27 protein-coding genes are annotated in these 26,144 nt (G+C 63.8%); 7 read left to right on the top strand and 20 right to left on the bottom strand.

Features of this window, described 5'->3' with window-relative positions; genetic code table 11:
- Nucleotides 1–122 precede the first annotated feature (122 nt).
- The 4 genes from AC0L30_RS04950 to AC0L30_RS04965 all read right to left on the bottom strand — a co-directional run bounded on the left by AC0L30_RS04950 (nt 123) and on the right by AC0L30_RS04965 (nt 2,896).
- Nucleotides 123–1,469, bottom strand: coding sequence for a cbb3-type cytochrome c oxidase subunit I (locus AC0L30_RS04950; protein WP_007593223.1), 1,347 nt, complete (start codon nt 1,467–1,469; stop codon nt 123–125).
- Nucleotides 1,470–1,508: 39 nt separating this feature from the next.
- Complete coding sequence (locus AC0L30_RS04955; RefSeq protein WP_007593225.1) at nt 1,509–1,961, bottom strand: c-type cytochrome; 453 nt, start codon at nt 1,959–1,961, stop codon at nt 1,509–1,511.
- 96 nt (nt 1,962–2,057) lie between these two features.
- Nucleotides 2,058–2,318 (bottom strand): cytochrome C oxidase subunit IV family protein, encoded by a 261-nt coding sequence (locus AC0L30_RS04960; RefSeq protein ID WP_007593227.1) that lies wholly within the window; start codon nt 2,316–2,318, stop codon nt 2,058–2,060.
- A 2-nt stretch (nt 2,319–2,320) separates the two neighbouring features.
- A complete protein-coding gene (locus AC0L30_RS04965) occupies nt 2,321–2,896 on the bottom strand; it encodes a cytochrome c oxidase subunit 3 family protein (RefSeq protein WP_007593229.1) in 576 nt (191 codons plus the stop codon).
- 172 nt (nt 2,897–3,068) lie between these two features.
- Between AC0L30_RS04965 and AC0L30_RS04970 the strand changes: the two genes are divergently transcribed.
- Nucleotides 3,069–3,224, top strand: coding sequence for a hypothetical protein (locus AC0L30_RS04970; protein ID WP_007593230.1), 156 nt, complete (start codon nt 3,069–3,071; stop codon nt 3,222–3,224).
- An 84-nt stretch (nt 3,225–3,308) separates the two neighbouring features.
- On the opposite strand, the gene mmsB is transcribed toward AC0L30_RS04970, so the two are convergent.
- From mmsB to ytfQ, 11 genes are all read right to left on the bottom strand, one after another.
- Nucleotides 3,309–4,499: a multiple monosaccharide ABC transporter permease gene (gene mmsB / locus AC0L30_RS04975; protein ID WP_007608442.1), complete on the bottom strand. Its 1,191-nt coding sequence runs from the start codon at nt 4,497–4,499 to the stop codon at nt 3,309–3,311.
- The gene (gene mmsA / locus AC0L30_RS04980; protein ID WP_007593235.1) at nt 4,496–6,073 is read right to left on the bottom strand and encodes a multiple monosaccharide ABC transporter ATP-binding protein; all 1,578 of its coding nucleotides are present in this window, start codon (nt 6,071–6,073) and stop codon (nt 4,496–4,498) included. Before mmsA ends, mmsB begins: the two co-directional genes overlap by 4 nt.
- Nucleotides 6,074–6,261: 188 nt before the next feature.
- Nucleotides 6,262–7,335, bottom strand: coding sequence for a multiple monosaccharide ABC transporter substrate-binding protein (gene chvE, locus AC0L30_RS04985; RefSeq protein WP_007593237.1), 1,074 nt, complete (start codon nt 7,333–7,335; stop codon nt 6,262–6,264).
- A 73-nt stretch (nt 7,336–7,408) separates the two neighbouring features.
- Nucleotides 7,409–8,287: an SMP-30/gluconolactonase/LRE family protein gene (locus AC0L30_RS04990; RefSeq protein ID WP_007593239.1), complete on the bottom strand. Its 879-nt coding sequence runs from the start codon at nt 8,285–8,287 to the stop codon at nt 7,409–7,411.
- Nucleotides 8,287–9,363 (bottom strand): aldose epimerase family protein, encoded by a 1,077-nt coding sequence (locus AC0L30_RS04995; protein ID WP_007593243.1) that lies wholly within the window; start codon nt 9,361–9,363, stop codon nt 8,287–8,289. Before AC0L30_RS04995 ends, AC0L30_RS04990 begins: the two co-directional genes overlap by 1 nt.
- Nucleotides 9,364–9,365: 2 nt before the next feature.
- Nucleotides 9,366–10,292, bottom strand: coding sequence for a Gfo/Idh/MocA family protein (locus AC0L30_RS05000; RefSeq protein WP_007593244.1), 927 nt, complete (start codon nt 10,290–10,292; stop codon nt 9,366–9,368).
- Nucleotides 10,289–11,068 (bottom strand): FadR/GntR family transcriptional regulator, encoded by a 780-nt coding sequence (locus AC0L30_RS05005; RefSeq protein ID WP_007593245.1) that lies wholly within the window; start codon nt 11,066–11,068, stop codon nt 10,289–10,291. The genes AC0L30_RS05000 and AC0L30_RS05005 overlap by 4 nt, the downstream gene beginning before the upstream one ends.
- Nucleotides 11,065–12,045 carry a galactofuranose ABC transporter, permease protein YjfF gene (gene yjfF / locus AC0L30_RS05010; protein WP_007593246.1) on the bottom strand — a complete coding sequence of 327 codons (981 nt, stop codon included), beginning with the start codon at nt 12,043–12,045 and terminating at the stop codon, nt 11,065–11,067. Before yjfF ends, AC0L30_RS05005 begins: the two co-directional genes overlap by 4 nt.
- The gene (locus tag AC0L30_RS05015) at nt 12,042–13,034 is read right to left on the bottom strand and encodes an ABC transporter permease (RefSeq protein WP_473403910.1); all 993 of its coding nucleotides are present in this window, start codon (nt 13,032–13,034) and stop codon (nt 12,042–12,044) included. The genes yjfF and AC0L30_RS05015 overlap by 4 nt, the downstream gene beginning before the upstream one ends.
- Nucleotides 13,031–14,575: a sugar ABC transporter ATP-binding protein gene (locus AC0L30_RS05020; RefSeq protein WP_007593248.1), complete on the bottom strand. Its 1,545-nt coding sequence runs from the start codon at nt 14,573–14,575 to the stop codon at nt 13,031–13,033. The genes AC0L30_RS05015 and AC0L30_RS05020 overlap by 4 nt, the downstream gene beginning before the upstream one ends.
- Nucleotides 14,576–14,696: 121 nt before the next feature.
- Nucleotides 14,697–15,662 carry a galactofuranose ABC transporter, galactofuranose-binding protein YtfQ gene (gene ytfQ, locus AC0L30_RS05025; protein WP_007593249.1) on the bottom strand — a complete coding sequence of 322 codons (966 nt, stop codon included), beginning with the start codon at nt 15,660–15,662 and terminating at the stop codon, nt 14,697–14,699.
- Nucleotides 15,663–15,823: 161 nt separating this feature from the next.
- Between ytfQ and AC0L30_RS05030 the strand changes: the two genes are divergently transcribed.
- The gene (locus AC0L30_RS05030; protein ID WP_157158567.1) at nt 15,824–15,991 is read left to right on the top strand and encodes a hypothetical protein; all 168 of its coding nucleotides are present in this window, start codon (nt 15,824–15,826) and stop codon (nt 15,989–15,991) included.
- 59 nt (nt 15,992–16,050) lie between these two features.
- Here the strand turns inward: AC0L30_RS05030 and AC0L30_RS05035 are convergent, their stop codons facing one another.
- The 5 genes from AC0L30_RS05035 to AC0L30_RS05055 form a co-directional block, all read right to left on the bottom strand.
- The gene (locus AC0L30_RS05035; protein WP_007593250.1) at nt 16,051–17,223 is read right to left on the bottom strand and encodes a fumarylacetoacetate hydrolase family protein; all 1,173 of its coding nucleotides are present in this window, start codon (nt 17,221–17,223) and stop codon (nt 16,051–16,053) included.
- Between the two features lie 111 nt (nt 17,224–17,334).
- Nucleotides 17,335–18,312: a HEAT repeat domain-containing protein gene (locus tag AC0L30_RS05040; protein WP_007593251.1), complete on the bottom strand. Its 978-nt coding sequence runs from the start codon at nt 18,310–18,312 to the stop codon at nt 17,335–17,337.
- A gap of 2 nt (nt 18,313–18,314) precedes the next feature.
- Complete coding sequence (locus AC0L30_RS05045) at nt 18,315–18,548, bottom strand: 4Fe-4S dicluster domain-containing protein (protein ID WP_007593252.1); 234 nt, start codon at nt 18,546–18,548, stop codon at nt 18,315–18,317.
- 26 nt (nt 18,549–18,574) lie between these two features.
- Nucleotides 18,575–20,317, bottom strand: coding sequence for a fumarate reductase/succinate dehydrogenase flavoprotein subunit (locus AC0L30_RS05050; protein ID WP_007593253.1), 1,743 nt, complete (start codon nt 20,315–20,317; stop codon nt 18,575–18,577).
- A 104-nt stretch (nt 20,318–20,421) separates the two neighbouring features.
- Nucleotides 20,422–21,195 (bottom strand): ferredoxin--NADP reductase, encoded by a 774-nt coding sequence (locus AC0L30_RS05055; protein WP_007593254.1) that lies wholly within the window; start codon nt 21,193–21,195, stop codon nt 20,422–20,424.
- A gap of 208 nt (nt 21,196–21,403) precedes the next feature.
- Between AC0L30_RS05055 and AC0L30_RS05060 the strand changes: the two genes are divergently transcribed.
- From AC0L30_RS05060 to AC0L30_RS05080, 5 genes are all read left to right on the top strand, one after another.
- Nucleotides 21,404–21,700, top strand: a complete 297-nt coding sequence (locus AC0L30_RS05060; protein WP_007593255.1) for a gamma-butyrobetaine hydroxylase-like domain-containing protein — start codon at nt 21,404–21,406, stop codon at nt 21,698–21,700.
- 196 nt (nt 21,701–21,896) lie between these two features.
- Nucleotides 21,897–22,673 carry a Crp/Fnr family transcriptional regulator gene (locus AC0L30_RS05065; protein ID WP_007593261.1) on the top strand — a complete coding sequence of 259 codons (777 nt, stop codon included), beginning with the start codon at nt 21,897–21,899 and terminating at the stop codon, nt 22,671–22,673.
- Between the two features lie 165 nt (nt 22,674–22,838).
- On the top strand, nt 22,839–24,260 hold the full coding sequence (locus AC0L30_RS05070) for an ABC transporter substrate-binding protein (RefSeq protein ID WP_473403911.1): 1,422 nt from the start codon (nt 22,839–22,841) through the stop codon (nt 24,258–24,260).
- The gene (locus AC0L30_RS05075) at nt 24,257–25,165 is read left to right on the top strand and encodes an ABC transporter permease (protein ID WP_088940900.1); all 909 of its coding nucleotides are present in this window, start codon (nt 24,257–24,259) and stop codon (nt 25,163–25,165) included. The genes AC0L30_RS05070 and AC0L30_RS05075 overlap by 4 nt, the downstream gene beginning before the upstream one ends.
- The gene (locus AC0L30_RS05080) at nt 25,162–26,034 is read left to right on the top strand and encodes an ABC transporter ATP-binding protein (protein WP_007593264.1); all 873 of its coding nucleotides are present in this window, start codon (nt 25,162–25,164) and stop codon (nt 26,032–26,034) included. The genes AC0L30_RS05075 and AC0L30_RS05080 overlap by 4 nt, the downstream gene beginning before the upstream one ends.
- Nucleotides 26,035–26,144 lie beyond the last annotated feature (110 nt).

Here is a 26,144-nt window from a genome sequence, read left to right on the forward strand (position 1 = left end):
CCCCCCCACTCGGGCGGGCGCGGGGGGGGCCGCCCCGCCCCGGCGCGCCGGGCTTCTTATATTTATTTTCCCCCTTTTTTTCCGCCCGGGCCCCCCCCCACAACCCGCGCCCCCCGTCACGCTTACTCGGCCGGCTGCAGCACGGCGGGAATGGTCGCCAGCTTCTCGCGGCCGGGCACCAGCACCGCCCAGACGAACATCAGCGCGGAGATCGCGACGAACCCACCGGAGCCGAGCCGCACCCAGTAGAAGAATGCGAGCTGGTCCTGCACGTCCATGTAGCCCTGGCCGAGCACGCGCTGGAGATGGACCTGGACCACGCCGGCAAAGGTCAGCGCGAACGTCATGGTCATCATGGCCGTGCACATGATCCAGAAGCTCGTCATGCTGAGCCACTGGTTATAGGGCGCGCGTCCCTTGATCTGCGGGATGGCGTAAGCCATCACGGCAAGGTTGAGCATCACATAGGCGCCAAAGAAGGCGAGATGGCCGTGCGCAGCGGTGACCTGGGTGCCATGGGTGTAGTAGTTCACCGAGGACAGCGTGTGCAGGAAACCCCAGACGCCGGCTCCCAGGAACGCCATCACCGAACAGCCGACCGACCACAGCAGCGCGGCGCGGTTCGGATGCTTGCGGCCGGCCTTCCAGGTCATCTGCACCGTGAAGATCACCATCGTGAAGAACGGCGCGACCTCGAGCGTCGAGAACAGCGAGCCGATCCACTGCCAGTAGCCGGGCGCGCCGATCCAGTAGAAATGGTGGCCGGTGCCGAGAATCCCCGAGAACAGCGCGAGGCCGATGATGACGTAGAGCCACTTCTCGACCACCTCGCGATCGATGCCATTGAGCTTGATCATGAGATAGGCGAGCACGGAGGCCATGATCAGCTCCCAGACGCCCTCGACCCAGAGATGGACGACGTACCACCAGTACATCTTGTCGACGGCGAGGTTCGCCGGATTGTAGAAGGCGAACAGGAAGAAGATCGCAACGCCCCACAGGCCGAACAGCAGGATGTTGGTGACCGTGGTCTTGCGTCCCTTGAGCGCGGTCATGGTCACATTGAACAGGAACATCAGGCAGACGACGACGATACCGACCTTGATGATGAAGGGCTGCTCAAGGAACTCGCGGCCCTCGTGGTAGTGGAAGAGATAGCCCACGACCGCGACGCCTGCTGCGCCAAAAAACATCCAGAACTGGATCTTTGCGAGTAGCGGGCTGTACAGCTCGGTCTCGGTTTCCTCAGGCAGCAGGAAGTAGGTCGCGCCCATGAAGCCGATCAACGACCACACGATCAGCGCGTTGGTGTGGATCATCCTGACGATGTTGAACGGCAGCAGAACCGACAGCGTGTTGGGCAGGACGTAGATCGTCCCGGCGAGGAGGCCGAACAGGACCTGAGCCAGGAACAGGGTCAGCGCGCCGTAGAAATACAGCATCGCGACTTTTTGGGTCTGATATTTCATCTCGGATTCTCTCTGCCTTGAAAGAGGAAAGCGGCGGGCTCAACCGGCCTTGTTCGGCGGCCAATCCTGGCGCTTGATCGTGCTCACCCATTGCAGGAAATCGGCGAGATCGTTGAGCTCCTGGTCGGTGAGGTTGAATTGCGGCATCTGCCGCCTGCCCTCCGCGCCTGAAGGCTGCGACTGCATCCAGGCCTTCAACGTCTCTCGCGCGCCGGCCGGATCCTCCTTGCCGCCCCATCGATCCCAGACGTTGCCGACTTCGGGCGCGAAATAGGCGCCTTCGCCGAGCAACGTGTGGCAATTGATGCAGGAGTTCTTCTCCCAGACATGCTTGCCGCGGGCGACCGACGACGTCAGCGTCACTGCGTCCGTCGAGGTCGTGACCATGTAGTAGTGGCTGTGCGCCGTCAGCCCGATGAAGATGGCGAAGAAAAAGGCCGAGCCGCCGTAGAAGACGTTTCGAGCGGCCGACTTGGTCAGGCGTTCAGCCATTGCCAATCCTTTCAATTGAGTCCCGCCGAGAAAATCGGTGATGCGATTTATCGCTGATCGGCACGGCCTGTTCTTTGTCAGGGCGCAAGGAGTGAGTCAGATCAGGGCGCTGACGGCAGATGTGAGCCAGGCAAACAGCACCACCATGAGGATCCAGGCGCTGACGAGGCCGCGCCAGAGCGCAGGCGCCGCGCGAAGATCGAGGAAATCGAGCGCAATCCGGCGGCCCTTGACGGCGGCCAAGGCCAGCAGCAGGGCGTTGCCGAGCAGCGGCCGCGGCACCAGCGGTGGCACCAGGATGGTCGCGAGCGCGAGGCCGATCAGCGCGATCCATGTGATGTCCAGGCGATCCGGCATCGTCACCGCACCAGATAAAGAATCGGGAACATCACGATCCAGACCAGATCGACCATGTGCCAGAAGGCCGTTCCCGTCTCGACGCCGAACGCTTCAGCGCGGCGGCAGACCAATGCGAGGATGATGATGCCGAGGCAGACGTGCAGAAGATGGAAGCCGGTCAGGAGGAAGTAGAGTGTGAAGAACGGACTGGTCTCGAGTCCGATGCCGCGTCCGATCTCTTCGGCATATTCGCCGAGCTTGATCGCCACGAACAGGCCGCCAAGCCCCATGGCTGTGAGGAGCCAGGATTGTGTCGCCCGGCTCTCGCTGGCCCGCGCGGTCTTCGCAGCCCGGGCTGCGGCCCAACCGCTCGTCACCAGCACGACAGTGTTCAATCCGGCGAGACCCGGATCAAGCGCCGCCTGCCCCACCGCGAACACGGCCGGATGGATCGCGCGGGCGACCGCGAATGCACCGAGAAACAGACCGAAGGCGGCGAGCTCGCTGAAGATCAGCACCCAGATCATGGGATCGCCGGGAAGATCGTCCAGAATTCCCCAGCCGGCTCCCCGTGGTTCGCAATCGGCTGCCGACATCTGCTCTTCCGGATCAGGACACCAGCCAGACTTAGCTCAGCCGTGCCGATCCGAGTTTGTTGCCGGACAAACTTGGGGAATGCCGATCAATTTGTTTGCGCCGTCGCAACGTCCGGCCGGCCGGGTCGCGGTACCAAACGCCCCAGGGTTCCGTGGAGCTGCGAGCGATAACATGAGCGATGCACAAATCGGGCTGATGACCGCAACGCCCATCATCATCGTCTTCGCCATCGCGCTCCGGCGAATGGGCGTGCTATCGACCGTGGCCACCGTCTCGGCGGTGAGCCTCTCCGTCGCGATCGCCGGGGTGCTGATCACGACGCAGTAATGACTGCCGTAGCCCGCATGGAGCAGAGCGGAATGCGGGTCAGTAGCCCCGGATTGCGCTTCGCTCCATCCAGGCTACGCAGCCTCATCTCCGCTGATTATATACGTCGATGCACACCGCCCCGAGCAGGACCAGACCCTTGATGACCTGCTGATAGTCGATGCCGATGCCGAGGATGGACATGCCGTTGTTCATCACACCCATGATCATGGCACCGACCACGGCGCCGCCGACGCGGCCGACACCGCCATAGGCCGAGGCGCCGCCGATGAAGCAGGCGGCGATGACGTCGAGCTCGAAGCCGAGACCCGCCTTCGGCGTTGCGGTGTTGAGGCGCGCGGCGAAGACGAGGCCGGCGAGCGCGGCGAGCACGCCCATGTTGACGAAGGTGAGGAAGGTCAACCGTTCCGTCTTGATGCCCGACAGGCTTGCCGCTTTCGCATTGCCGCCGACCGCGTAGACCTGCCGACCGATGACGGTGCGGCGGGTGACGAAGCCGTAGAGCGCGATCAGCGCGGTCATGATGACCAGCACGTTCGGCAGACCGCGATGCGAGGCGATCAGATAGGTGAAATAGAGCACGGCGCAGGCCAGGAGAATGCTCTTGCCGAGGAAGAACGCGTAAGGCTCGACCTCGATGCCGTGCAACTGCTCGCGCGAGCGCCCCTTGGCGCTGGCGTAGACGAGGCCGAGCGCGAGCACCGCACCGACCAGCATCGACGTCGGATGCAGCGTGCCGGCCTCGGGCAGCATCTCCGGAATGAAGCCCGACGACAATTTCTGGAAGGTCGCCGGGAACGGCCCGAGCGACTGGCCCTGCAACACCGCGAGCGCAAGTCCTTTGAACACCAGCATGCCGGCCAGCGTCACGATGAAGGACGGAATCTTGAAATAGGCCACCCAATAGCCCTGCGCGGCGCCGATTGCCGCGCCCAGCAGCAGGCAGGCGATGAAGGCGAGCGTGTAGTCGACCTTGTATGTCACCATCAGCACGGCGGCCACCGCGCCGACGAAGCCCGCGACCGAGCCGACCGAGAGGTCGATATGGCCGGTGACAATGACGAGCAGCATGCCCAGTGCCATGATGACGATGTAGCTGTTCTGCAGTACCAGATTGGTCAGGTTGAGCGGCTGCAGCAGCGTGCCGCCGGTCATGACCTGGAAGAACAGCATGATCGCGATCAGCGACATCAGCATGCCGTAATTGCGCAAATTGTTCTTGATGAAGCTGCCGTGCCGGCCCTCCTCGGGCAGCGAAACCGTCTTGTCGGTCATAGCTGCGATCCTCCCATCTCCGCACCCGCGAGGGCGCTGCTTCCATAATTTCTGTCGTTGCGCATGATGGCGCGCATGATCTTTTCCTGCGTCGCTTCGGCGCCGGGGAACTCGCCGACGAAGGCGCCGTCGTTCATGACACAGATGCGGTCGCAGATGCCGAGTAGCTCGGGCATCTCCGAGGAGATCACCACCACGCCGCGGCCGGCTTCCGCAAGCTCGTTGATGATACAGTAGATCTCGTATTTGGCACCGACGTCGATGCCCCGGGTCGGCTCGTCCAGGATCAAGACCTTGGGGTCGGTCATCAGCCATTTCGACAGCACGACCTTTTGCTGGTTGCCGCCGGAGAGCTGGCCGGTCTCCTGATAGACGTCGGAGCAGCGGATGCGCATCCGGTTGCGGTAATCGCTGGCGACCTTCAGCTCGGCGATGTCGTCGATCACCCGGTTGGGGGCGACCTGGTCGAGGCTTGCCAGTGTGATGTTCTTGCGGACGTCGTCGGCGAGGATCAGTCCGAGCTGCTTGCGGTCTTCGGTGACATAGGCAAGGCCGGCGTCGATCGCGGCGGCCACGTTGGGCAGCACGATCTCACGGCCCTCGAGCCGGATGCGACCGCTGATCGTGGTGCCCCAGGAGCGGCCGAACAGGCTCATGGCGAACTCGGTGCGCCCCGCCCCCATCAACCCGGCGATGCCGACGACCTCGCCGCGTTTCACGCTGAAATCGACGTTCTTGATCACCTGCCGCTCGGGATGGATGGGATGGTAGACCGACCAGTTCTCGACGGTGAGAACGGGCTCGGCGATTTTTGCGCTCCGCTCCGGAAAGCGATGGGCGAGATCGCGGTTGACCATGCTGCGTATGATGCGGTCTTCCTGGATCGGCTCGGCGCGGCAGTCGATGCCGTCGACGGTGCGGCCGTCACGCAGCACGGTGATGTGGTCGGCGACCTTGGCGACCTCGTTCAGCTTGTGCGAGATCAGGATCGAGCCGATGCCCTGCGCGCGGAACGCCATGAGGCGTTCGAGCAGCGCGGCGCTGTCGGCCTCGTTGAGGCTCGCGGTCGGCTCGTCCAGGATCAGCATCCGCACCCGCTTGGACAGCGCCTTGGCGATCTCGACAAGCTGCTGCTTGCCGACGCCGAGATCGGTGATCAGCGTATCCGGCGATTCCTTGAGGCCGACCTGCGCCAGGAGTTCCCGCGTGCGTCTATAGACCTCGTCGCGATCGATGACGCCGAGCTTGGACGGCGGATGCGACAGGAAGATGTTTTCGGCAATCGACATCAGCGGGATCAGCGCCAGCTCCTGATGGATGATGATGATACCGAGCGCCTCGGAATCGTTGATGTCGCGGAAGCGGCGCTCCTCGCCATCAAAGATGATGGTGCCCTCGTAGCTGCCGGCCGGATAGACGCCGCTGAGCACCTTCATTAGCGTGGACTTGCCGGCACCGTTCTCGCCGACGAGGGCGTGGATCTGCCCGGCTTCAACCAAGAAGTTGACATCGCGCAGCGCCTGCACGCCGGAAAAGCTCTTGCTGACGTTACGCATCTCCAGCATTGCAGTCATTGGATCATTCTCCCGGGGGCTTCCACAATCGTCATGGCCGGGCTTGTCCCGGCCATCCACGTGCAGCCGCTTGCGAAGAGGGACGTGGATGCCCGGGACAAGCCCGGGCATGACGAGTTGATAAACATGCGCTTCGCCCTAACCCTAAAGAACTCCCTCTCCGCAGGTCGGGAGAGGGAGTAGACCTCTTACTGGAACTGCGACTTCTTGTAGTAGCCGCTGTCGACCAGGACCTTCTCCCAATTGTCCTTGTAGACCACGACCGGCTTGAGCAGATAGGACGGCACGGTCTTGGCGCCGTTCTCGTAGGTCTTGGTGTCGTTGACGGTGACCTGCTTGCCGGCCAGCGCAGCGTCGACCATGTCGGCGGTCACCTTGGCGAGGTCGCGGGTGTCCTTGAAGATGGTCGAATACTGGTCGCCGCGCAGCATCGCCTTGATCGAGGGCACCTCGGCATCCTGGCCCGAGATGATGGGCATCGGCTGGCCGGCGCTGCCATAACCAACGCCCTTCAGCGAGGAGATGATGCCGATCGATAGGCCGTCATACGGCGACAACACCGCGTTGACCTTCTTGTTGCCGTAGTAGGCACTGAGCAGATTGTCCATGCGGGCCTGCGCGGTGGCGCCATCCCAGCGCAAGGTCGCGACCTTGTCCATGCCCATCTGGCCGGAGACGACGACGAGCTTGCCGCTGTCGATGTACGGCTTCAGCACACTCATCGCGCCGTTGTAGAAGAAGTAGGCGTTGTTGTCGTCGGGCGAGCCGCCGAACAGCTCGATGTTGAACGGACCCTTGCCATCCTTGAGGCCGAGGCCCTGCACGATCGACTCGGCCTGGAGCACGCCGACCTGGAAATTGTCGAACGTCGCGTAATAGTCGACGTTCGGCGTGCCGCGGATCAGGCGGTCATAGGCGATCACGGTGATGCCTTTCGCTTTCGCCTGCTTGAGCACGTCGGACAGCGTAGTGCCGTCGATCGCGGCGATCACCAGCGCTTTCGCGCCCTTGGTCACCATGTTCTCGACCTGCGAGAGCTGGTTCGGAATGTCGTCCTCGGCATATTGCAGGTCGGTGTTGTAGCCGCGCTCCTTCAGCACCTTGACCATGTTGTTGCCATCGTCGATCCAGCGCGCCGACGATTTGGTCGGCATGGCGATGCCGACTGTTGCTTTGTCCTGGGCCGAGGCGGTGACGCCCGCGGCCATCGTCGCAGCGCCGGCCAGCGCCAGCGCGAGGAAGGTCGTCTTCAGTTTCAGCATGTTTCACTCCCTTTGGTGTCAGACTGTTTTTTCGTGTCGCCGAGAACTTTGGTGGTGTGCGGCTTCGAGCCTCCTATGCGAGCTTGACGTCAGGCTCCGCGCGACCGCGCGCGGATGCCTCCAACAGAAAGGTGTAGCCGGCTTGCGGATCGGCGGCACGCGCCGCCGCATCCATGTCCTGCCAGGCCGAGGTGACGAGGAGACGCGACAGATCAGGGCCTACAAAAGCGGGGCAGCTCGCCTGCTTTGCCGGCACGCTCATCGAGCGCAGCCGCTCGCCTTGCGGAGAGTAGACGTCGATACGGCCAGCGCCCCAGCACGCGTTCCAGATGTTTCCGTCGGCGTCGCACACCGAACCATCGAGACCGCCGATGCCGGTGTGGCGCAGCAGCACTTCCGGCTCGCCGCGCGGCAGGCCGGTCGTGGGATTGAGCGGCACCGCGTAGAGCACCGCGCGCGCAGTATCGGCGAAGTAGCCGGTGGTGCCGTCGGGCGAGAAGCAGATCGAGTTGGGAATGCTGACGCGCGGAAACAGCATCGAGATCTCGCCGTGATGGAACGCGTAGATCGCGCCTGCCCCTGCTTCCGCCTTGCGGCCCATGGTGCCGATCCAGAACGTGCCGGAGGGATGCACGCGGGCATCGTTGGAACGGGTCGCGGGATTATCGGCTTCGAGCGGACAGATCAGCGTCATCGCGCCATCGGCGATTTTGCGGACATAGAGCCCGTCTTCCGCGACGATCAACTGCCGTTCGGCGTCGATCCGCCCAAGTGCGCTCGCCATCCGGCCCAGCGCATGAACGCGAATGCTGCTGCTGGCGAGCTGCGCCTCGAACAGTCGCCCCTCGCGGATATCGAACCACCAGGCCGTGTCCGTGGTCACGTCATAGGTCGGCCCCTCGCCGAGATGGCAAGGATCGTCCGAAAGAACCGAGGTGGGCACCTGTTCCATCATGACCTCCTCACCGCAAAGCGATAGACCGTGTGATGGCGGTAGACCTCGCCCGGCGCTAGGCGCGGGCTCGGGAAATCCGGCCGGTTCGGTGCGTCCGGCCAGATATGCGGCTCCAGGCACATCGCGTCGGACTGCCGGTAGAGCTTGCCGCCCTTGCCCGAGATCGTGCCGTCGAGATAATTACCCGAATAGACCTGCAGACCGGGCTGATTGGTGAGCAGCTCCATGATGCGCCCCGAGCGCGGTCCCTCCAGCCGCGCCGCGAGCGCAAGTTTGCCATCACGCGCGAGACTGTAGGTGTGATCGTAGCCCCTGCCGTTGCGCAATTGCTGGTCGCTCTCGCGGATGCGCTCGCCGACGGCCCGCGGCTCGCGGAAGTCGAACGGCGTGCCGGCAACGCTGCGCGGCGGCTCCGGCAACGGAATGGCGGTGGGATCGATCGCGAGGAAATGCCCGGCGGCGACCGTCAGCTTGTGATCGAGAATGGGCGTGCCTGATGTCGCGCCTTCCAGATTGAAGAAGCTGTGGTTGGTCAGGTTGACGATGGTCGGCCGGTCGGTCCGCGCCTCCATGGTCAGGGATAGCTCGGCCGGGCCGGTGACGCGATAGGTCAGGCGCACATCGAGCCGACCGGGAAAGTTTTCCTCGCCATGCGGGCTCGTGTAGGTCAGCGTGACTGCGGGCTTGGCGCCATCGTCGATCTCCGCAATGTCCCAGAGCTTGCGGTCGAAGCCGTCGAGGCCGCCATGCAGCGCATTCGGACCGTTGTTGACGGGAAGCTGCACCGTCTCGCCGTCCAGCGAAAATTGTCCGTTGGCGATGCGATTGGCGTAGCGGCCGACGGTGGCGCCGAAAAACTTTCGCTCGGCGAGATAGCCGGCGAATGCGTCATGGCCGAGCACGACGTCGTCGTAGCCGCCCTTGGCGTCCGGCGCGCTCAAGGCCTGCAAGACTGCACCATGGGTGATGATGCGCGCCTCGAACCCGCCCTCTCCGCGCAGCACGATGCGGTCCACCTTGCGGCCGTCCGGCAGCGTTCCGAAGACGTCTCTTTCTGTTTTCGATCCAGCCATGATCAATCCACAAACGGTTCGACGATCGTGCGCCTGCCGAGCAGGAAGGCGTCCGCGACGAGACGAAGCGGCGCCAAATCGACGTCGCTCGCGCCTGTAGCGGCGAGCGCGACGAAGCGCCGGTAAAGCTCCCGATATTCCTCATCGGGCGCCTCGGCAACGGTCTTGCCGTCGATCGCCATGATCCTGCCGCCGCGGGATAGCGTCATCCGGCCCTGGTCGGTTTCGACGAGGATATCCCAGCTCTGCGGCCCGGTCTGGCGGAAATCAAACTCGGCGGCCACAGGCAGGCCGTCGATGTCGGTCAGCGTCAGCTTCGCGGCGATCGGCGCCTGGCAATTGGCAGGGAAGGCGAGCTCGGCCGCGGTGACGAACACAGGTTTCGGCAGGATCCTGGTCAGGATCGACAGCGCATTGATGCCGGGATCGAACACCCCGAGCCCGCCCGGCTCCCAGATCCACGCCTGCCCGGGATGCCAGACGCGGACGTCCTCTTTCCAGTTGATGTGCACGGAATGGATGCGGCGCGCGGCGAGCCACTCGCGCGCCGGCTCGACTGCCGGCGCATGGCGCGAATGCCAGGTCGCAAACAGCGTTCGCTTGGCCTCACCGGCCATCGCGATCAGCGGATCGAGCTCGGCAACGCCGGCGCCGGGCGGCTTCTCCAGCATGACATGCTTGCCGGCCCTGAGCGCTGCGACGGCCTGGGCGCGGCGCACTTGAGGCGGCGTGCAGAGCGACACCGCGTCGATCGGCGGGCCTTTTTCCAGCAGCTCCTCGATGGTCGCGAAATGCGGCAGATCCGGCAACGAGGCATTGCGGCTGGCGACGGCCGCCAGCGTCGCGCCGGGAACCGCTGCGATGGCGCCGACGTGCTGGTCCCGCGCGATCTTGCCGAATCCGACGATGGCGATGCGAAGTTCAGTCACGATCTTTCTCCAGCTTCCGCGGACGGCAGCGCTTCGGCCGGTACAGTCTCGATCACTGTACCCTCGTGGCGGCGCATGCCGTTGTGAATGACGTAGACCATCGCCTCCGACGCAGTCGTGGCATCACCGTCCGCGATGGCATCGACGATCTTCTGATGCCAGAGCAGAACAGTGTCGCGGTCCTCCGGTTCGACCGGTGCGCTGAGCAGGAATGAGGCGCGCAACGCAGCCTCGATGACGTGCCCGATCGAGCGCATGAACAGATTTCCGGAGGCGCGCGCCACACCGACATGGAGCGCGAGGTCGGCATCGGCGAAGCCAACGGAGTCGGAGGCTTCAAGCCGCATCCGCTCCATGCAGCGACGGAGCTCGGAGAGATCCTGCTCCGACCGCCGCGCCGCCGCCAGCGCGGCCGCGCGCGGCTCGACCGCGAGGCGGATTTCGGCGAGGTCATTGAGGAAGCGCTTGTCGATCCCGGCATCCAGGTGCCAGGCCAGCACGTCGGCGTCGAACATGTTCCAGGCGACGCGCTCGCGCACGACGGTGCCGACCCGCGCCTTGGTTGTGAGCAGGCCCTTGGCCACCAGCGTCTTCACGCTCTCGCGCAGCACCGGTCGCGACACCCCGAACATCGCGATCATTTCGGCATCGCCAGGCAGGCGCGTTCCCTCCGCGTAGCGGCCGGCAATGATGTCGACGCCGATCGAGCGGGCCACCTCCGCGTGATTGGAGTGCGCCCGGCGCGTCGGGATGACAAGGATGCGCGAGGTGGTCATGAGACTGCTCCCGCGCGCTTTGCCACGGGCCGGCGCGCGAGCGCGACCAACCCCTGCTGCAAGGCGATGAAGGCGAACAGCAGCACCCCGGTCGCGATCTTGGTCCACCAGCTCGACAGCGTCCCGTCGAAATTAATGTAGGTCTGGATCATGCCCTGGATCAGCACCCCGAGGAAGGTGCCGATCACCGAGCCCTGCCCGCCCGTGAGCAGCGTGCCGCCGATCACGACGGCCGCGATGCTGTCGAGCTCGACGCCAACCGCGGACAACGAGTAGCCGGCGCTGGTGTAGAAGGAGAAGACGATGCCGGCGATGCCGGCGAGCAGGCTCGACAGCATGTAGATCTTCACCGTCATCCTGCCGACGGCGACACCCATCAGGCTCGCGGTCGCCCGGCTGCCGCCGAGCGCATAAACATTGGCGCCGAACCGGGTGAGCTGCAGCAGCAATGCGCCGCCGATCACGATCGTAAGCATGATGATCGCGACCGCCGTCAGCCGTCCACCGCCGGGTACTCGCAGTGCGAAGTCCGACACAGTGGAATAGACCGGTGCTGTGATCGGCACCGATTCCGTCGAGAGCAGGAAGCTGGCACCCCGGGCCAAGAACATGCCGGCGAGCGTCACGATGAAAGGCGGCAAATCGAAGACATGGATCACCGCGCCCATCGCCGCTCCGAAGGCGGCCGAGAGCGCGAGGATGGCGACGAAGGCGACCAGGGGCGGCATTCCCCAGCGCTCGATCGCCAGCGCGACGAACACCGTGGTGAAGCCGATCACCGAGCCGACCGAGAGATCGATGCCGCCGGAAATGATGACGAAGGTCATGCCCGTCGCGACGATGCCGAGGAAGGCGTTGTCGGTCAGGAGATTGCCGACAACGCGGGTGGAGGCGATGTTGGGAAACTGCATCGCGCAAAGCGCGAATCCCGCGACGAGCACGATCGCCGTGATGAGGACGGGCGGCAGGCCTTTCATGCCTTGGTCCCCCGCAGCCGCGTCACGATTCCGGCAAAGCCGGACAGCTTCGGCGATTGCAGCAGCAGCACGGCGAGCACCACCATCGCCTTGACCAGCAAATTGAACTCCGGCGGATAGCCCGACAGCAGAATGCCGGTGTTCATGGTCTGGATGATCAGCGCGCCGAGTACGGCCAGCACGAGACTGAAGCGGCCGCCGAACAGCGAGGTGCCGCCGATCACCACCGCGAGGATGGCGTCGAGCTCGAGCCAGAGGCCGGCATTGTTGGCATCCGCGCCCATAATGTCGGCCGCCGCGATGACACCGGCAAGCGCAGCGCAAACGCCGCACCAGACATAGACCGCCAAAATCATCGCGCGCGTGCCGACGCCGGCAAGCTCGCTCGCCCGCGCATTGCCGCCGGTTGCTTCGATCAGTAACCCAAGTGCCGAGCCTCGCACCACCGCGCCGGTGAGCATCAACATGCCAAGCGCAATCGCGACTGGCACCGGCACGCCGAGGATGGAGCCGTTGCCGAGCCAGACCAAATCGGGCGAGGAGAAGGTCACGATGCGGCCTTCGGTAATGAGCTGAGCGATGCCGCGTCCCGCCACCATCAGGATCAGGGTCGCCACGATCGGCTGCATGCCGAGCACCGCGACGAGAAATCCGTTCCACAATCCGCAGATCAGGCCCGCGCCGAGCGCAGCCGCCAGCACCACGGCCAGACTGTGGTTGTCGGCGAGGCTCGCCGCGATCGCGCCCGAGATCGCCATGACCGCGCCGACCGACAGATCGATGCCGCGCGTCGCGATCACCAGGACCATGCCGAGCGAGAGCAGCGCCACCGGCGTGCCGCGATTGAGCACGTCGATCAGGCTGCCGAACAGATGTCCATCCTGGAGGCGCAGATCGAAGAATTGCGGCGACACCACACGATCGACCGCGAGGATGACGATCAATGCGAGGATCTGGGCAAGGCCGCGGCGCGGCAGCAGCGCTGTCATGTGTGAGCCTCAAGCGCAACGGCGACGCTATCGGCGGCAATGGCCGCGAGAATGTTGCCGACGTCGATCGCCTCGCCCGCGAGTTCCTCGACATGAGCGCGGTCGCGCAGCACCACCACGCGATCGGAATAGGTCACGATCTCGTCGAGCTCGGAGGAAATCACGAGCAGCGCAAGCCCGTCGTCGCAGAGCTCGCGTATCAGGCGGATGATCTCGGCATGCGCGCCGACGTCGATGCCGCGGGTCGGCTCGTCCAGCACGAGGAGCCGCGGGGAGGTCGCAAGCCACCGTGCCAGCAGGACCTTCTGCTGATTGCCGCCGGACAGCAGGCCGACGGGACGCTCCGGATCGGGCGGGCGAATGTCGAGCATCTTGACGTAACGGCTTGCGATCTCGTCCTGCTCGCGTCGCGACAGCGGCCGATGCAGACCGCGCTTGGCCTGGAGCGCGAGCACGATGTTCTCGCGCACGGTGAGCTCGGCGACGATGCCGTCAGTCTTGCGCTCCTCAGGGCAATAGCCAAAGCCGTGGCGCACGCCGTCGCGCGGCGAGTGAAGCCGGACAGGCGCGCCTTCCACCCTCGCCTGCCCGCGATCGGCGCGCTCGGCGCCGAACACCAGCCGCGCCGTCTCGGTCCGGCCCGAGCCGAGCAGGCCGGCGAGACCGACCACCTCGCCATGGCGCAGCTCGAGATTGAACGGCGCGACATAGCCTGATTTGCCATAGCTCTCGAAGCTCGCGCAGACTTCGCGGGCCTGATGCTCGCGCGTCGCGGCCCGCGCGCTGGTGGTCTCGGCCAGCTCGCGGCCGAGCATCATCCGGATCAGCTCGAGTCGCGACAGCGACGCGGTCTCGCGCTCGCCGACCAGGCGACCATTTCGCAAAACCGTGATGCGATCGGAGATCTCGTAGACCTGGTCGAGGAAATGGCTGACGAAGACGATGCCAATGCCGCGCTTGGCAAGCTGACGCATGATGCGAAAGAGGATCTCGACCTCATGGCGGTCGAGGCTCGCGGTCGGCTCGTCCAGGATCAGCACACGCGCCGAGAGATCGACAGCGCGCGCGATTGCGGTGACATGCTGGATCGCCACCGAATAATTGCCAAGCGGCGCTGATACGTCGATGTCGAGGCCGAAATCCGCGAGCAGCGCCTTGGCGCGGCGGCGCATCTCGCCTTCGCGCACCATGCCGAAACGCATCGGCTGCCGGTCGAGGAACAGGTTCTGCGCCACCGAGAGGTTCGGCAGCAGATTGACCTCCTGGTAGACGGTGGCGATGCCGGCCTGAAGCGCCGCCTTGGCCGAGCGCGGCGCGACCTCTTCGCCGCCGAGCCTGACGATGCCAGCATCGCGCGGGAACACGCCGGTGATCACCTTGATCAACGTGGACTTGCCGGCGCCGTTCTCGCCAAGCAACGCATGAATCTCGCCAGCGCGCAGCGTGAAGTCGACTTGCTGCAACGCGCGTACCGCACCAAAACTCTTGCTGATCCCGCGCGCCTCCAGCAGGGAAGCCGCGGAATGCGGGCTGTTCTCCATCACAAATTCACTCCCAGCGGCGCCCGCCGACGATGCGGACACGGAGCCTGTTCGTTCGCGCAGCGGTTTCGAGCGGGATCGCCGGACTGCCGAAACACGGCCGTCCGGCGACGTCCTCGCCTCAGTAACCGAGGCCCTTCTTGCTGTCGTAGATCTTCTGCGGATCATCGGCGGCCGTATAAAGCTTCGACTCCGTCTGGATCCATTTCGGCGGCACCGTGCCCTTGCCCTTGAAGGCCGCGATGGCATCGAGCGCGGGGCCCGCCATGTTCGGCGTCAGCTCGACCGTGGCATTGGCTTCGCCGGCGGCCATGGCCTTGAAGATGTCGGGGACCGCATCGATCGAGACAGTGAGGATCTCCTTGCCCGGCTTGAGGCCAGCTTCCTTCATCGCCTGGATCGCGCCGACCATCATGTCGTCATTATGCGCGTAGACCGCGCAGATCGACTTGCCGCCGCCTTCGGCCTTGATGAAGCTTTCCATCACTTCCTTGCCCTTGGCGCGGGTGAAGTCGCCGGTCTGGCTGCGCACCACCTTCAGGTTCGCGTGTTTGGCGATGGCGGTGTCAAAACCCTTCTTGCGGTTGGCGGCGACGCTCGCGCCGACCGTTCCCTGCAATTCGACGATGTTGCAGGCTTTGGCCCCGACGGTCTTGGCCAGCCAGTCGCCGGCGACCTCGCCTTCATGCACGCTGTCTGAGGTCACGGCGGTGAGATAGAGCTCCTTGCCGGAGGGATCGATGTCGCGGTCGAGCAGCACGACCGGGATCTTGGCCTCCTTGGCTTCCTTCAGCACCGAGTCCCAGCCGGTCGAGACGACGGGCGCGAGGAAGATCGCATCGACATTCTGCGCGATGAAGGAGCGGATCGCCTTGATCTGGTTCTCCTGCTTCTGCTGCGCGTCGGCGATCTTGAGATTGACCTTGCGCTTGGTGGCTTCCTGCTTGGAGACCGAGGTCTCGGCCGCGCGCCAGCCGGATTCCGATCCGATCTGCGAGAAGCCGATGGTGAGCTCGGCGGCATTCGCCGGCAGCGCGAGCAGCAACGCGGCAGTGGCGCTGGCCGCAAAGAGGGCTTTGAGGATCATCAGGCGTATCTCCCAAAATGTTATCCGGGGCGCCGATTGGTAGCATCGCACCCACAGGCCGACCTTTGAGGCGGCGGGAGGGACTATTTCACGGAAGCTTGGTTCCGACTAGTCATATTATCTGACTATTTGGTCGGGGGTGACATTCGGCAGGAGAGTCATTGTACGACACGCCCAGCGCGATTTTGTTCCGCAGATGCAACGGGAAGATGAAAGAAATGATGCAGCTTGGCCAGCGCCACATCGTCATGGGCGGGCTTGTCGCGGCTATCCACGTTCTTGCCATGCGGGACAAAGAACGTGGATGCCCGGAACAAGCCCGGGCATGACGACCTTCTCTGATTTCGATGTGCAATCGCCCGCTGTCGGCCGGGCAACATGCCGACCGCTAGATCAGCTTCCGCTGCGCCAGATTCTTCATCAGCGCGCCGATGCCGAAGGTCCAGGGCTCGCACTCGTCGCTGGTCCGCATGCGGTTGACGAGTTTGCCGAGCTGGGGCGCCGAGATCGTGACGATGTCGTCGCGCTTGTGGGTGAACCCCTGCCCCGGCGCGTCGCGATCCTTAACCGGTGCGAACATGGTCCCGAGGAATAGCACGAAGCCATCAGGATATTGATGCACCTTGCCGATGGTCTGCTCGACCAGATCGGTCGGATCGCGGCTGATCATGCTGATCGAGGAATGGCCGTCGAGGACGAAACCGTCCTGCCCCTTCACGTTCAGGCTGATGTCGAGCTTGCGGGCGTCATCGAGGGTAAAGCTGTCGTCGAACAGGCGCAGCAGCGGACCGATCGAACACGACGCGTTGTTGTCTTTGGCTTTCGACAACAACAGCGCCGAACGGCCCTCAAAGTCGCGCAGATTGACGTCGTTGCCGAGCGCGCCGCCGACGATCTTGCCGCGGCTCGAGACGAACAGCACCAGCTCCGGCTCGGGGTTGTTCCAGGTCGATTTCGGATGCAGCCCCGCATCCATGCCGGTGCCGACCGACGACAAGGTCGGCGCCTTGGTGAAGACCTCGGCATCGGGGCCAATGCCGACCTCGAGATACTGGCTCCAGGCGTTCTGGTCGATCAGCACCTGCTTCAGGTGCATCGCCTGGTCCGAACCCGGCTTGAGCTTCGACAGATCGTCGCCGATCAGCCGCGTCACCTCTTGCCGGATCGCTTCGGCCGAGGCCGGATTGCCTTTCGCCCGCTCCTCGATCACGCGCTCCAGCATCGAGATGGCGAAGGTCACACCGGCCGCCTTCAGCGTCTGGAGATCGACCGGCGCGAGCAGCCACGGCTTTTTCGGATCGCGCTGATCGGGCGGCGTGTTGCGGACGATGGCCTCGATATCGCCGATGCGCTCACCCTTGGTCGTGGCAAGCGCCTTCGCCGGATCGTCCTCCTCGCAGAGCGTGCTGACGGTCGGGAACGTTGCGGTGACGTCGAACACACCATCGCCGCGCACGGCGACCACGGCCGGGCCATTCGCCTGCGGCAGCCAGACGCGGCCGACAAGCGTTCCCCGCGTGCCGTCCTCGGGAAGAAGGTCCTTTACCGTCAATGTCGTCATGGGCGTATCCTCGCTCTTTTCGGATCGGCCGCGCTCGCGGAGGCCGATCACATTGGCGAAGACCAATAAACGTCTGGGACGGGAAGTCCAGCGCGGCAGCCCGCCGCGCTCCTATGCCCCCGCGCGCGCTTTCCGGGCCGCGATCTGCTGAAGCGCCCAGCGCGCGTTCTTGCGCACCTCGGGATCTGGATCGTTGGCGATGACGGCAAGGAACGCCTCGCCGTCGTGGTGGGCGATTTCGCCGAGCGCAGCAGCGGCTTCCTTCCGCAAATTCGCCTGCTCATGGTTGACGCAATTGCCGATCGGGCGAACCGCGTGCTCGATCTTCATCCGGCCAAGGCTGCGGATTGCCTTCAGCCGCACCTGCCAGAACTCGTCACTGAGCGAAGCGATGAGCTGGTCGGCGGCGATCGAGCCGTTGACGTTGAGGCCCAGCGTTTCTGCGGCCATCTCCCGCACCATCCAGTCCGAATCCTTCAACGCGCGCGTGATCATCTCAGCCGCGGGCTTCATCTGCGAGAAGGCGAGCGCGCTGACGGCGGCACGGCGCACATGCGCGTCGGGATCGTTGATCAGCGCGGTCAGCGCCGGGATTGATTCCTCCAGCTTGAGGAACCCGATCACGCCGATCGCTTGCACCCGCACGGCGGCGTCGGAATCCTGGAGCGCTTCCAGCGCCGGCTTCAGCGTATCCTTGCAGCGCAGCTCCTTCAGCGCGCGCAACGCGCCCATGCGGACGAAGGCGTGGGCGTGCTTGACCAGCGGCAGGATGATTTCGGCGCAGGCAGGATCCTTGAACTCGGCCATGCTGTCGGCCGCGGCGGACGCAACGATTCTCTCAGGATCGACCAGCAGCTTCACCAGCGCGCTGGCAGCCTCCGGCCCGTCGAACTCGCCAAGCGCCATCGCGACCTGCTGGCGGACGCCGGCATCGGGATCGGCGACCATTTTGGCGAGATGGCCGACTGCTGCGGGATCGCCGGAATGGCCGAGCGCGATGATGGCGACGCGGCGCTCCCCTGGATCGGCGGCCTGGAGCCGCTCGTCGGCATCTTCGAGATCGTCGTAGGATTCGAACGGGCTCGACATGACTACCTCAGCAGATAGGGAATGTTGACGGTGACAGCGCCGGTCGGGCAATCCGCCTCGCAGGGCATGCAGTACCAGCATTCGTCATAGGCCATATAGGCCTTGTTGGTCATATCGCTGATACGCAGCACGTCCAGCGGACAGACGTCGACGCACACCGTGCAGCCCTTGTCCGCGATGCATTTGGCGTCGTCGACGACCACCGGAACCGATGTCTGATAGGAAGCGAGAGGCATCGTATGTCTCCTGTTACTTTGGCGGGTCAGGCTGTCGCGCGGATGCGCTGCTTGTCGTAGAGATCCTTCTCATCGTCGGCGATCGGCACGATATAGGGCTCCACGGCACGCTTCTCGCTGGTCATCTTGCCGTCCTGCTTGCTGAGCAGCGTGTGGCAGAACCAGTTCTCATTGTCCTTCTCCGGGAAATCCGTGCGCCAGTGATAGAGACCCCAGCGGCTTTCCTCGCGGTAGAGCGAGGCATGCACAGCCATGTCCGCGCAGTCCATGATCGACTGTACTTCGAGCGCGCGGAGCAGTTCGTGCGCATTGCGCGCGATCATGCGCTCCTGCATGTCTTCCCTCGCTTCGGCGAGCCGGCGCATGCCGAGTTCGTATTTGCGCGTAACTTTCGGCGGCTGGAGATAGTCATTGACGAGACGCCGGGTCTTGTACTCGATCTGGTTCGGCGGAATGCCGTCCTCGCGTTTGGTCGGCGCCATGACGCGGTCACGTTCGCTGGCGACATCGGCCGCGTCGAATTCCGCGAAGTCGTGATTGTCAGCGAATTCCATCGCGTCGAGGCCGGCGACCGAACCGTTGGTGAAGGCGCCGAGCATGTAATTGTGCGGCACGCTGGCCATGTCGCCGGCGGCATAGAGGCCCGGGACGGTGGTGCGCGCGTTGTCGTCGACGAACACGCCCGACGCACTGTGACCGGAGCAGAAGCCGATCTCGGAGATATGCATCTCGATCGACTCGCTGCGGTAGTCGACCCCGCGCCCCTGCTGGAACAGGCCGCGTGTGGGACGCTCGACCTTGTGCAGCGTCGATTCGATCTCCGAGATGGTGTCGGGGTGAAGATGCTTGAGCTGGAGAAACACCGGGCCCTTGCCGGACAGCAGCTCGTTGTAGAATTCCAGCATCATCTGACCCGACCAGTAATCGCATTCGATGAAGCGCGATCCCTCGTTGTTGGCGGTGAAGGCGCCGAAGGGACCGGCGACGTAGGCGCAGGCCGGGCCGTTATAGTCCTTGATCAGCGGATTGATCTGATAGCATTCGAGGTTCGCCAGAGCCGCACCGGCATGATAGGCCATGGAATAGCCGTCGCCGGAATTGGCTGCGTTCTCGTAGGTACCAAACATGTAGCCGGAGGTCGGCAGACCGAGCCGGCCGGCGGCGCCCATGCACAGGATGACGGCCTTGGCCTTGATCACCAGCATCTCGGCGGTACGAGTATTAACGCTGATCGCGCCGGCAATGCGCCCGTCGGCGGATTTGAGCAGCCGCGTCGCCATGTAGCGGTTGGAGATCAGGATGCGGGCGCGACGGAGCTGGCGATACAGCGCCTTCTTCACGGTCTCGCCGTTCGGCATCGGCAGCACGTAGGTGCCGATGTGGTGCACCTTCTTGACGGCGTAGTCGCCGTTCTCGTTCTTCAGAAAGCGGATGCCGAAACTGTCGAGTTCCTCGATGATCGAGTAGCAGTTCTGCGCGTATTTGTAGACCGCCTTCTGATCGACGATGCCGTCATTGGCGATGGTGATTTCCTTGGTGTACTGCTCCGGCGTTGCGTATCCGGGAATGACGGCGTTGTTCAAGCCGTCCATGCCCATCGAGATCGCTCCGGAGCGCTTGACGTTGGCCTTTTCGAGCAGGACGACATTGGCCTTCGGATTCTTCAGCTTCGCCTTCAGTGCCGCCATCGGGCCGGCCGTGCCGCCGCCGATCACCAGCACGTCGCAGGAAACCTCCGAAAGTCCATCGACGATCTGATCTAGTGACATCGCTTGCTCCTGGTTCGCCGGCAGGTCCGGCGCCTTTGCATCAGATTTGTTCAGCAGGCGTCCCGGCGATAGCAATTAGTTGTCGCCGGGCTGCGATTTGCGCCTCAGCGCTCGACAAAGGCCTTTTCGATCACGAAATGACCGGGCCGGCTGTGATTGCCCTCGACAAAGTCGCGTGCGGACAACATCGCGGGAAGTTCCTCCAGCATCGCCGGGCTGCCGCACAGCATGATGCGGTCGGTCTCGATATCGAGGCCTGATAGACCGATGTCGTCGAAGAGCTGGTTCGACGCGATCAGGTCGGAGATGCGGCCGCGATTCCTGAACGGCTCGCGGGTAACGGTCGGGTAGTAGACGAGCTTGTCCCGGATCAGCGGCCCGAAGAACTCGTGATCGCGCAGGCCTTCTACCAGGTGCTCGCCATAGGAGAGCTCGGAGACCTGGCGGCAGCCATGGGCGAGCACGATGGTCTCGTAATTCTCGTAGACGTCGGGGTCCTTGATCAGGCTGGCGAACGGCGCGAGCCCCGTGCCGGTCGAGAGCAGCAACAGGCGCTTGCCGGGAAGGAGGTTGCCGGTGATCAGCGTGCCCGTGGCCTTGCGGCCGACCAGGATGACGTCTCCCTCCCTGATCTTCTGAAGGCGCGAGGTCAGCGGACCGTCCTGCACCTTGATCGAGAAGAACTCGAGCGCCTCCTCGTGATTGGCGCTCGCCATGCTGTAGGCCCGCAGCAACGGCTTGCCCTCGACTTCCAGCCCGATCATCGCGAACTGGCCGTTCTGGAAGCGGAAGCCCGGATCGCGCGTCGCGGTGAAGCTGAACAGGCTATCGGTCCAGTGCCTGACCGACAGGACCGTTTCCTTCTGAAATGCGCTCATTGTCTCTCCTGACCTCGATTGCGCACAAGGTTTCGGAGAGACGGGAATCCGGCAACGCCGAACTGAAATTCCCGGTCGATTAGTTTCACATTTCGTGGGCGATGATCGAACAGCAGGCAGCGAAGATCAGCGCCTCGCACCTGAGCCTGGCAATTAGTTGCTATCGCAGCAGCGCTGCGGCAACGTAGAGAAGGGTCGGAGACACGTCATGACCTTGGTGGCACCGATCGTGGCAGATTACGAAGCAAGCGCCGACCTCGCGACGCTCCGCGTTCGCACCGCTCAGGACGACACGCTGGACTTGCCGGCGGAAACGCTCCGCCTCTCCTGCAAATGCGCCCACTGCACCCGCGCCCGCTTCGACGGCCGCTTCCCCGAGCGTTTTCCGGGCATCGCGATCACCGAAATCGGCGATCTCGGTTACGGGCTGAACATCTCGTTTTCGGATGGGCATAATCGGGGGATTTACCCGAAGCCGTATTTGCTGAGCCTGGCGGGACGGTAGACGCAACAGGTCGTCCTCCAAACTCCGCTGTCATTCCCCGCGAAGGCGGGGAATCCAGTACGCCGCGGCTTCTCGATAACCCATTGACGTCTCTGGAATACTGGATCGCCCGGTCAAGCCGGGCGATGACAGCGGAGTGAATCTGGCACGGACATTGCTCCTCTTTAGAACGGTTTGAACGTTCCGGAGGCAGATAATGTTGCAGGCGGCGGCGAATGCGGTTCGGGGGGCCGGTCCCCCGGCAGTCCGGCCTGCCGGCGGTTCCTCGCTGCTGCTCACCGAGAACCAGCAATGGATCGGCGGACCGCCGCCGTTGATGGACAAGCTCAGCCAGCGCGAGCGGGAGCTGGTGCTGAAGCAGGGCCGCCGAAAAGTGCTCAACCGTGGCCAGACGCTGTTCAGCCAGGGTGGCAAGCATGACGGTATCTGGCTGATCGAAAGCGGCCGTATCCGGGTCTTCTACACCTCGCCGCTCGGCCGCGAGATCACGCTGGCCTATTGGCATGTCGGCAATTTCGTCGGCGGGCCGGAAGTGTTCGAAGGCACCGTGCATCAATGGTCCGGCGTTGCATCCAGCAATTGCAGCGTGGTGCATCTGCCCGGAAAGGAGTTGCGATCGCTTGCGGTCGAGATTCCGAACCTCGCGATCGGCCTGATCGAAGGCCTGACCTTCAAGGGCAAGTGCTATTCGGCGCTGGCCCAGATGCTGGGAACGCGCTCGATCACACAGCGCCTTGCGCATCTGTTGCTGCATCTCGTCGACCTCTATGGCGTCGATGACGCCGACGGCCGGGTGATCGCGGCCGCCTTCACCCATGCCGATATCGCCCACATGGTCGGCGCCACCAGGCAATGGGTCACGATCAGCCTGAAGCGCATGCAGGAGAAGGGAATCGTGCTGACCAAGCGCTCCCAGATCGTGGTCTGCCGGCCCGACGTGCTGGAAGAGATGCGAGGGCAAGCGTCGGACTAGGGCCGGTGCCCACCCAAGCGGCTTTATAGTGCAGGACTGCCCAAGGACTATGCAATCAACTTTTCCCGGCAACTAATCGACTGTGGCGCTCATTCCGGATTTGCCCTGCCCACGCCCTCACCCAATCATGGCAACCACAGCACATCCAACCGAATGAGGATGAGAATGGTCCGCCATCTTCCCACGCTCTCGATCGCGATGTCGGTGACGTCGCTGGCGCTTCTCCTCGCGCAGCCGGCCGCGGCGGAAACCGTTACGCTCGGCATCGGAACGCAGGACACCACGACCAACACGGTGACCGCCGGCGTCGTCATCCGCCAGCTCCATCTCCTCGAAAAATATCTGCCGAAGGACGGCAAATACGCCAACATCAAGTTCGAGCTGGAGTGGCAGAACTTCACGTCCGGTCCGCCCGTCACCAATGCGATGATGGCGAACAAGCTGCAGATCGGCATGATGGGCGACTATCCGCTGATCGTGAACGGCTTCACTTTCGACAGCAATCCGGAGAGCAAGAGCCGACTGATCGGCATCGCCGCCTACAGCCTGTCGGGCTCCGGCAACGGCATCGTCGTTCACAAGGATTCGCCCTACTACGATCTCGCAGACCTCAAGGGGAAGCTCGTGAGCGTGCCGTTCGGCTCCGCCGCGCACGGCATGGTGCTGAAGGCGATGCAGGACCGCGGCTACGCGTCGGATTTCTTCCAGCTGGTCAGCCAAAGCCCGGAGGTCGGCTCGACCAATCTCCAGGAGAAGAAGATCGACGCGCATGCCGACTTCGTTCCGTTCGCCGAGTTGCTGCCGTTCCGCGGTTTCGCGCGAAAGATCTTTGACGGCGTCGAGACTAATCTGCCGACCTTCCACGGCATCGTGGTCCGCACCGATTTCGCCGAGAAATATCCCGAGGTCGTCGTCGCATATTTCAAGGCGCTGATCGCCGCCAATCAGTGGCTGCGCGACGATCCCAAGCTCGCCGCCGAGAAAATCCAGGAATGGACCGGCATCAACAAGGAGGTCGTCTACATCTTCCTCGGCCCCAGCGGCAACATGACCACTGATCCCTCGATCAAGCCGGCGCTGATCGACGCCGCGACGGCCGACGTCAAGGTGCTGCAGAACCTCGGCCGGATGAAGGAGTTCGACCCGAAGAAATGGGTCGACGACAGCCACATCCGCAAAGCCTATTCCGAGATGAAGCTCGACTACGACGCGCGGCTCGCCAGCACCAGCAATTACGAGATCTCCGGCGAAGATTCCTTCTGCAAGAAACCGATCTCCGATCCGCGCAAAGCCGGCGAGGTCTGGGTCGACGAAGCCGGCATCATGCCTTTCTCGTCAACCGGCTGCACGCTCGCCGCCTATGCCGACTACAAGGCAAAGGGCAAGAAGATCAACGTCGCTTACGTCTTCGATACCACCCGCGGCATCAAGCTGTTCGCCGACCAGGCTTTCTTCGCGGTCGGCAATGGCGAGGTTGTGCCGTTCCTGTTGAAGAAGGACGCCGAAGCCTATGCCGCCAAGATCAGCGGCAAGGTGCTCGGCTTCGACGAGGCCGTGAAGGCGGCGGTCGGCGGGGGCAAGACGTGAGCAGTCCCGCCCTCCTCAGACATCCCGAGGACAGCATGCCGGCAAGTGCCATCGCGGAGGCAAGCGCCATGCCCGCCTCCACTCCACCCGCATCACCGCCTTCCTTCGGCACGCTCGCGTTGCGCTGGTACCGGCTCAACCGGGGCGGGCTGCGCGCGACCGCGATCGGCATCATCTCGCTGCTCGCCTTCCTGCTGGTCTGGCACCTGCTGACGACCTACCGCGTCGTGTTCTTCGTGCGCTTCACCAACGTGCCCTCGCCACTCGCGGTCTATGCGAGCTTCACCAAGGCGATCCACGATCCGAAATTCCTGCTGCACGTTCTCTTGAGCTGCCGGCGCATCTTCTTCGGCTTCTCGCTCGCGGCCATCGTCGCGGTGCCGCTCGGCCTGATCATGGGCCGCTTCAAGCTGGTCCACGAGATTATCTTCCCCGTGGCGGAGGTGCTGCGGCCGATCCCGGCGATCGCCTGGGTGCCGATGGCGATCATGCTGTGGCCTACCAACGAGCAGAGCATCGTCTACATCACCTTCCTCGGCTCGTTCTTCCCGATCCTGGTCAACACGCTGCACGGCATGTCGCTGGTCGACCCCGTGCTGGTGCGCGCCGCGCAATGTCTCGGCGCGCGGGAACGCTCGATCTTCCGCGACGTGTATTTCCCGGCCTCGCTCCCGCACATCTTCACCGGCCTCACCGTCGGCATGGGGGTGGCCTGGGTGTCGCTGATCGCCGCCGAGATGATCTCGGGGCAGTACGGCATCGGCTATTTCACCTGGGAGGCCTATTCGCTGGTCCAGTATGCCGACATCGCGCTCGGCATGATCGCGATCGGCGTGCTCGGCCTCGGATCGAGCATGCTGATCCGGGGGGCCGGACAATTGGTGATGCCGTGGAGGTCAAGATGAGTGAGATCGTCGTCAAGGCACCGCAGGGGCATATCGAGGTCAGGAATTTCTCCCTCAGCTACGACAGCATCGAAGGACCGGTACAGGCCGTCACCGATACGCAGATTCATGTGAAGCCTGGCGAGTTCGTCTCGATCGTCGGGCCCTCCGGCTGCGGAAAGTCGACGCTGCTTAACGCGGTCGCCGGCTTCCTCAAGCCGACCACGGGCATCGTCACCGTCGACGGCGAGAGGGTGAACGGTCCGAGCGCCGAGCGTGGCATGGTGTTCCAGCAATATTCGCTGTTTCCCTGGAAGACGGTGCGAGAGAATGTCGAGTTCGGCCTGAAGATGCGCGGCATGCCGCGCTCGCAGCGCGAGCGCGCCGCGCGCACGCTGCTGGGCCTCGCGGGCCTCGAAGCCTTCGAAAAGCATTACCCCGAGAAACTCTCAGGTGGCATGAAACAGCGCGTCGGCATCGTCCGCGCGCTCGCGACAGGACCCAAAGTGCTGCTGCTGGACGAGCCCTTCGGCGCGCTCGATGCGCAGACCCGCGTCATCATGCAGCAGATCCTCACCAACATGTGGCAGCGGCTGAAGATCTCGGTGCTGTTCGTCACCCACGACATCGACGAGGCGATCTTCCTGTCCGACCGCGTCTACTGCATGACCGCGCGCCCCGGCTCGATCAAGGCGGAGATTCCGATCCCGCTGGAGCGGCCGCGGCAGCAGTCGATGATGATGTCGTCGGAATTCCTGGCATTGCGCCGCGGACTGATGTCGCTGATCCGCGAGGAGAGCATCAAAGCGATGGGCGGCGAGCTCAACGACATGGGCATGCAGGGGCTGAACATCGAGCTGCACGGGCATTCGCTCGCGGACGTGATTTGATCTTACCTCGCCCCGCTTGCGGAAAGCCAGTTTCGTAGCAACCATTAAAGGCTAGGCGGCTTTTTCGATCCAGGGCGTGCCCCGTTGCACGACAGTATTGGCGTAGATCA

This window comes from Bradyrhizobium sp. MI1.11 (genome assembly GCF_055811255.1).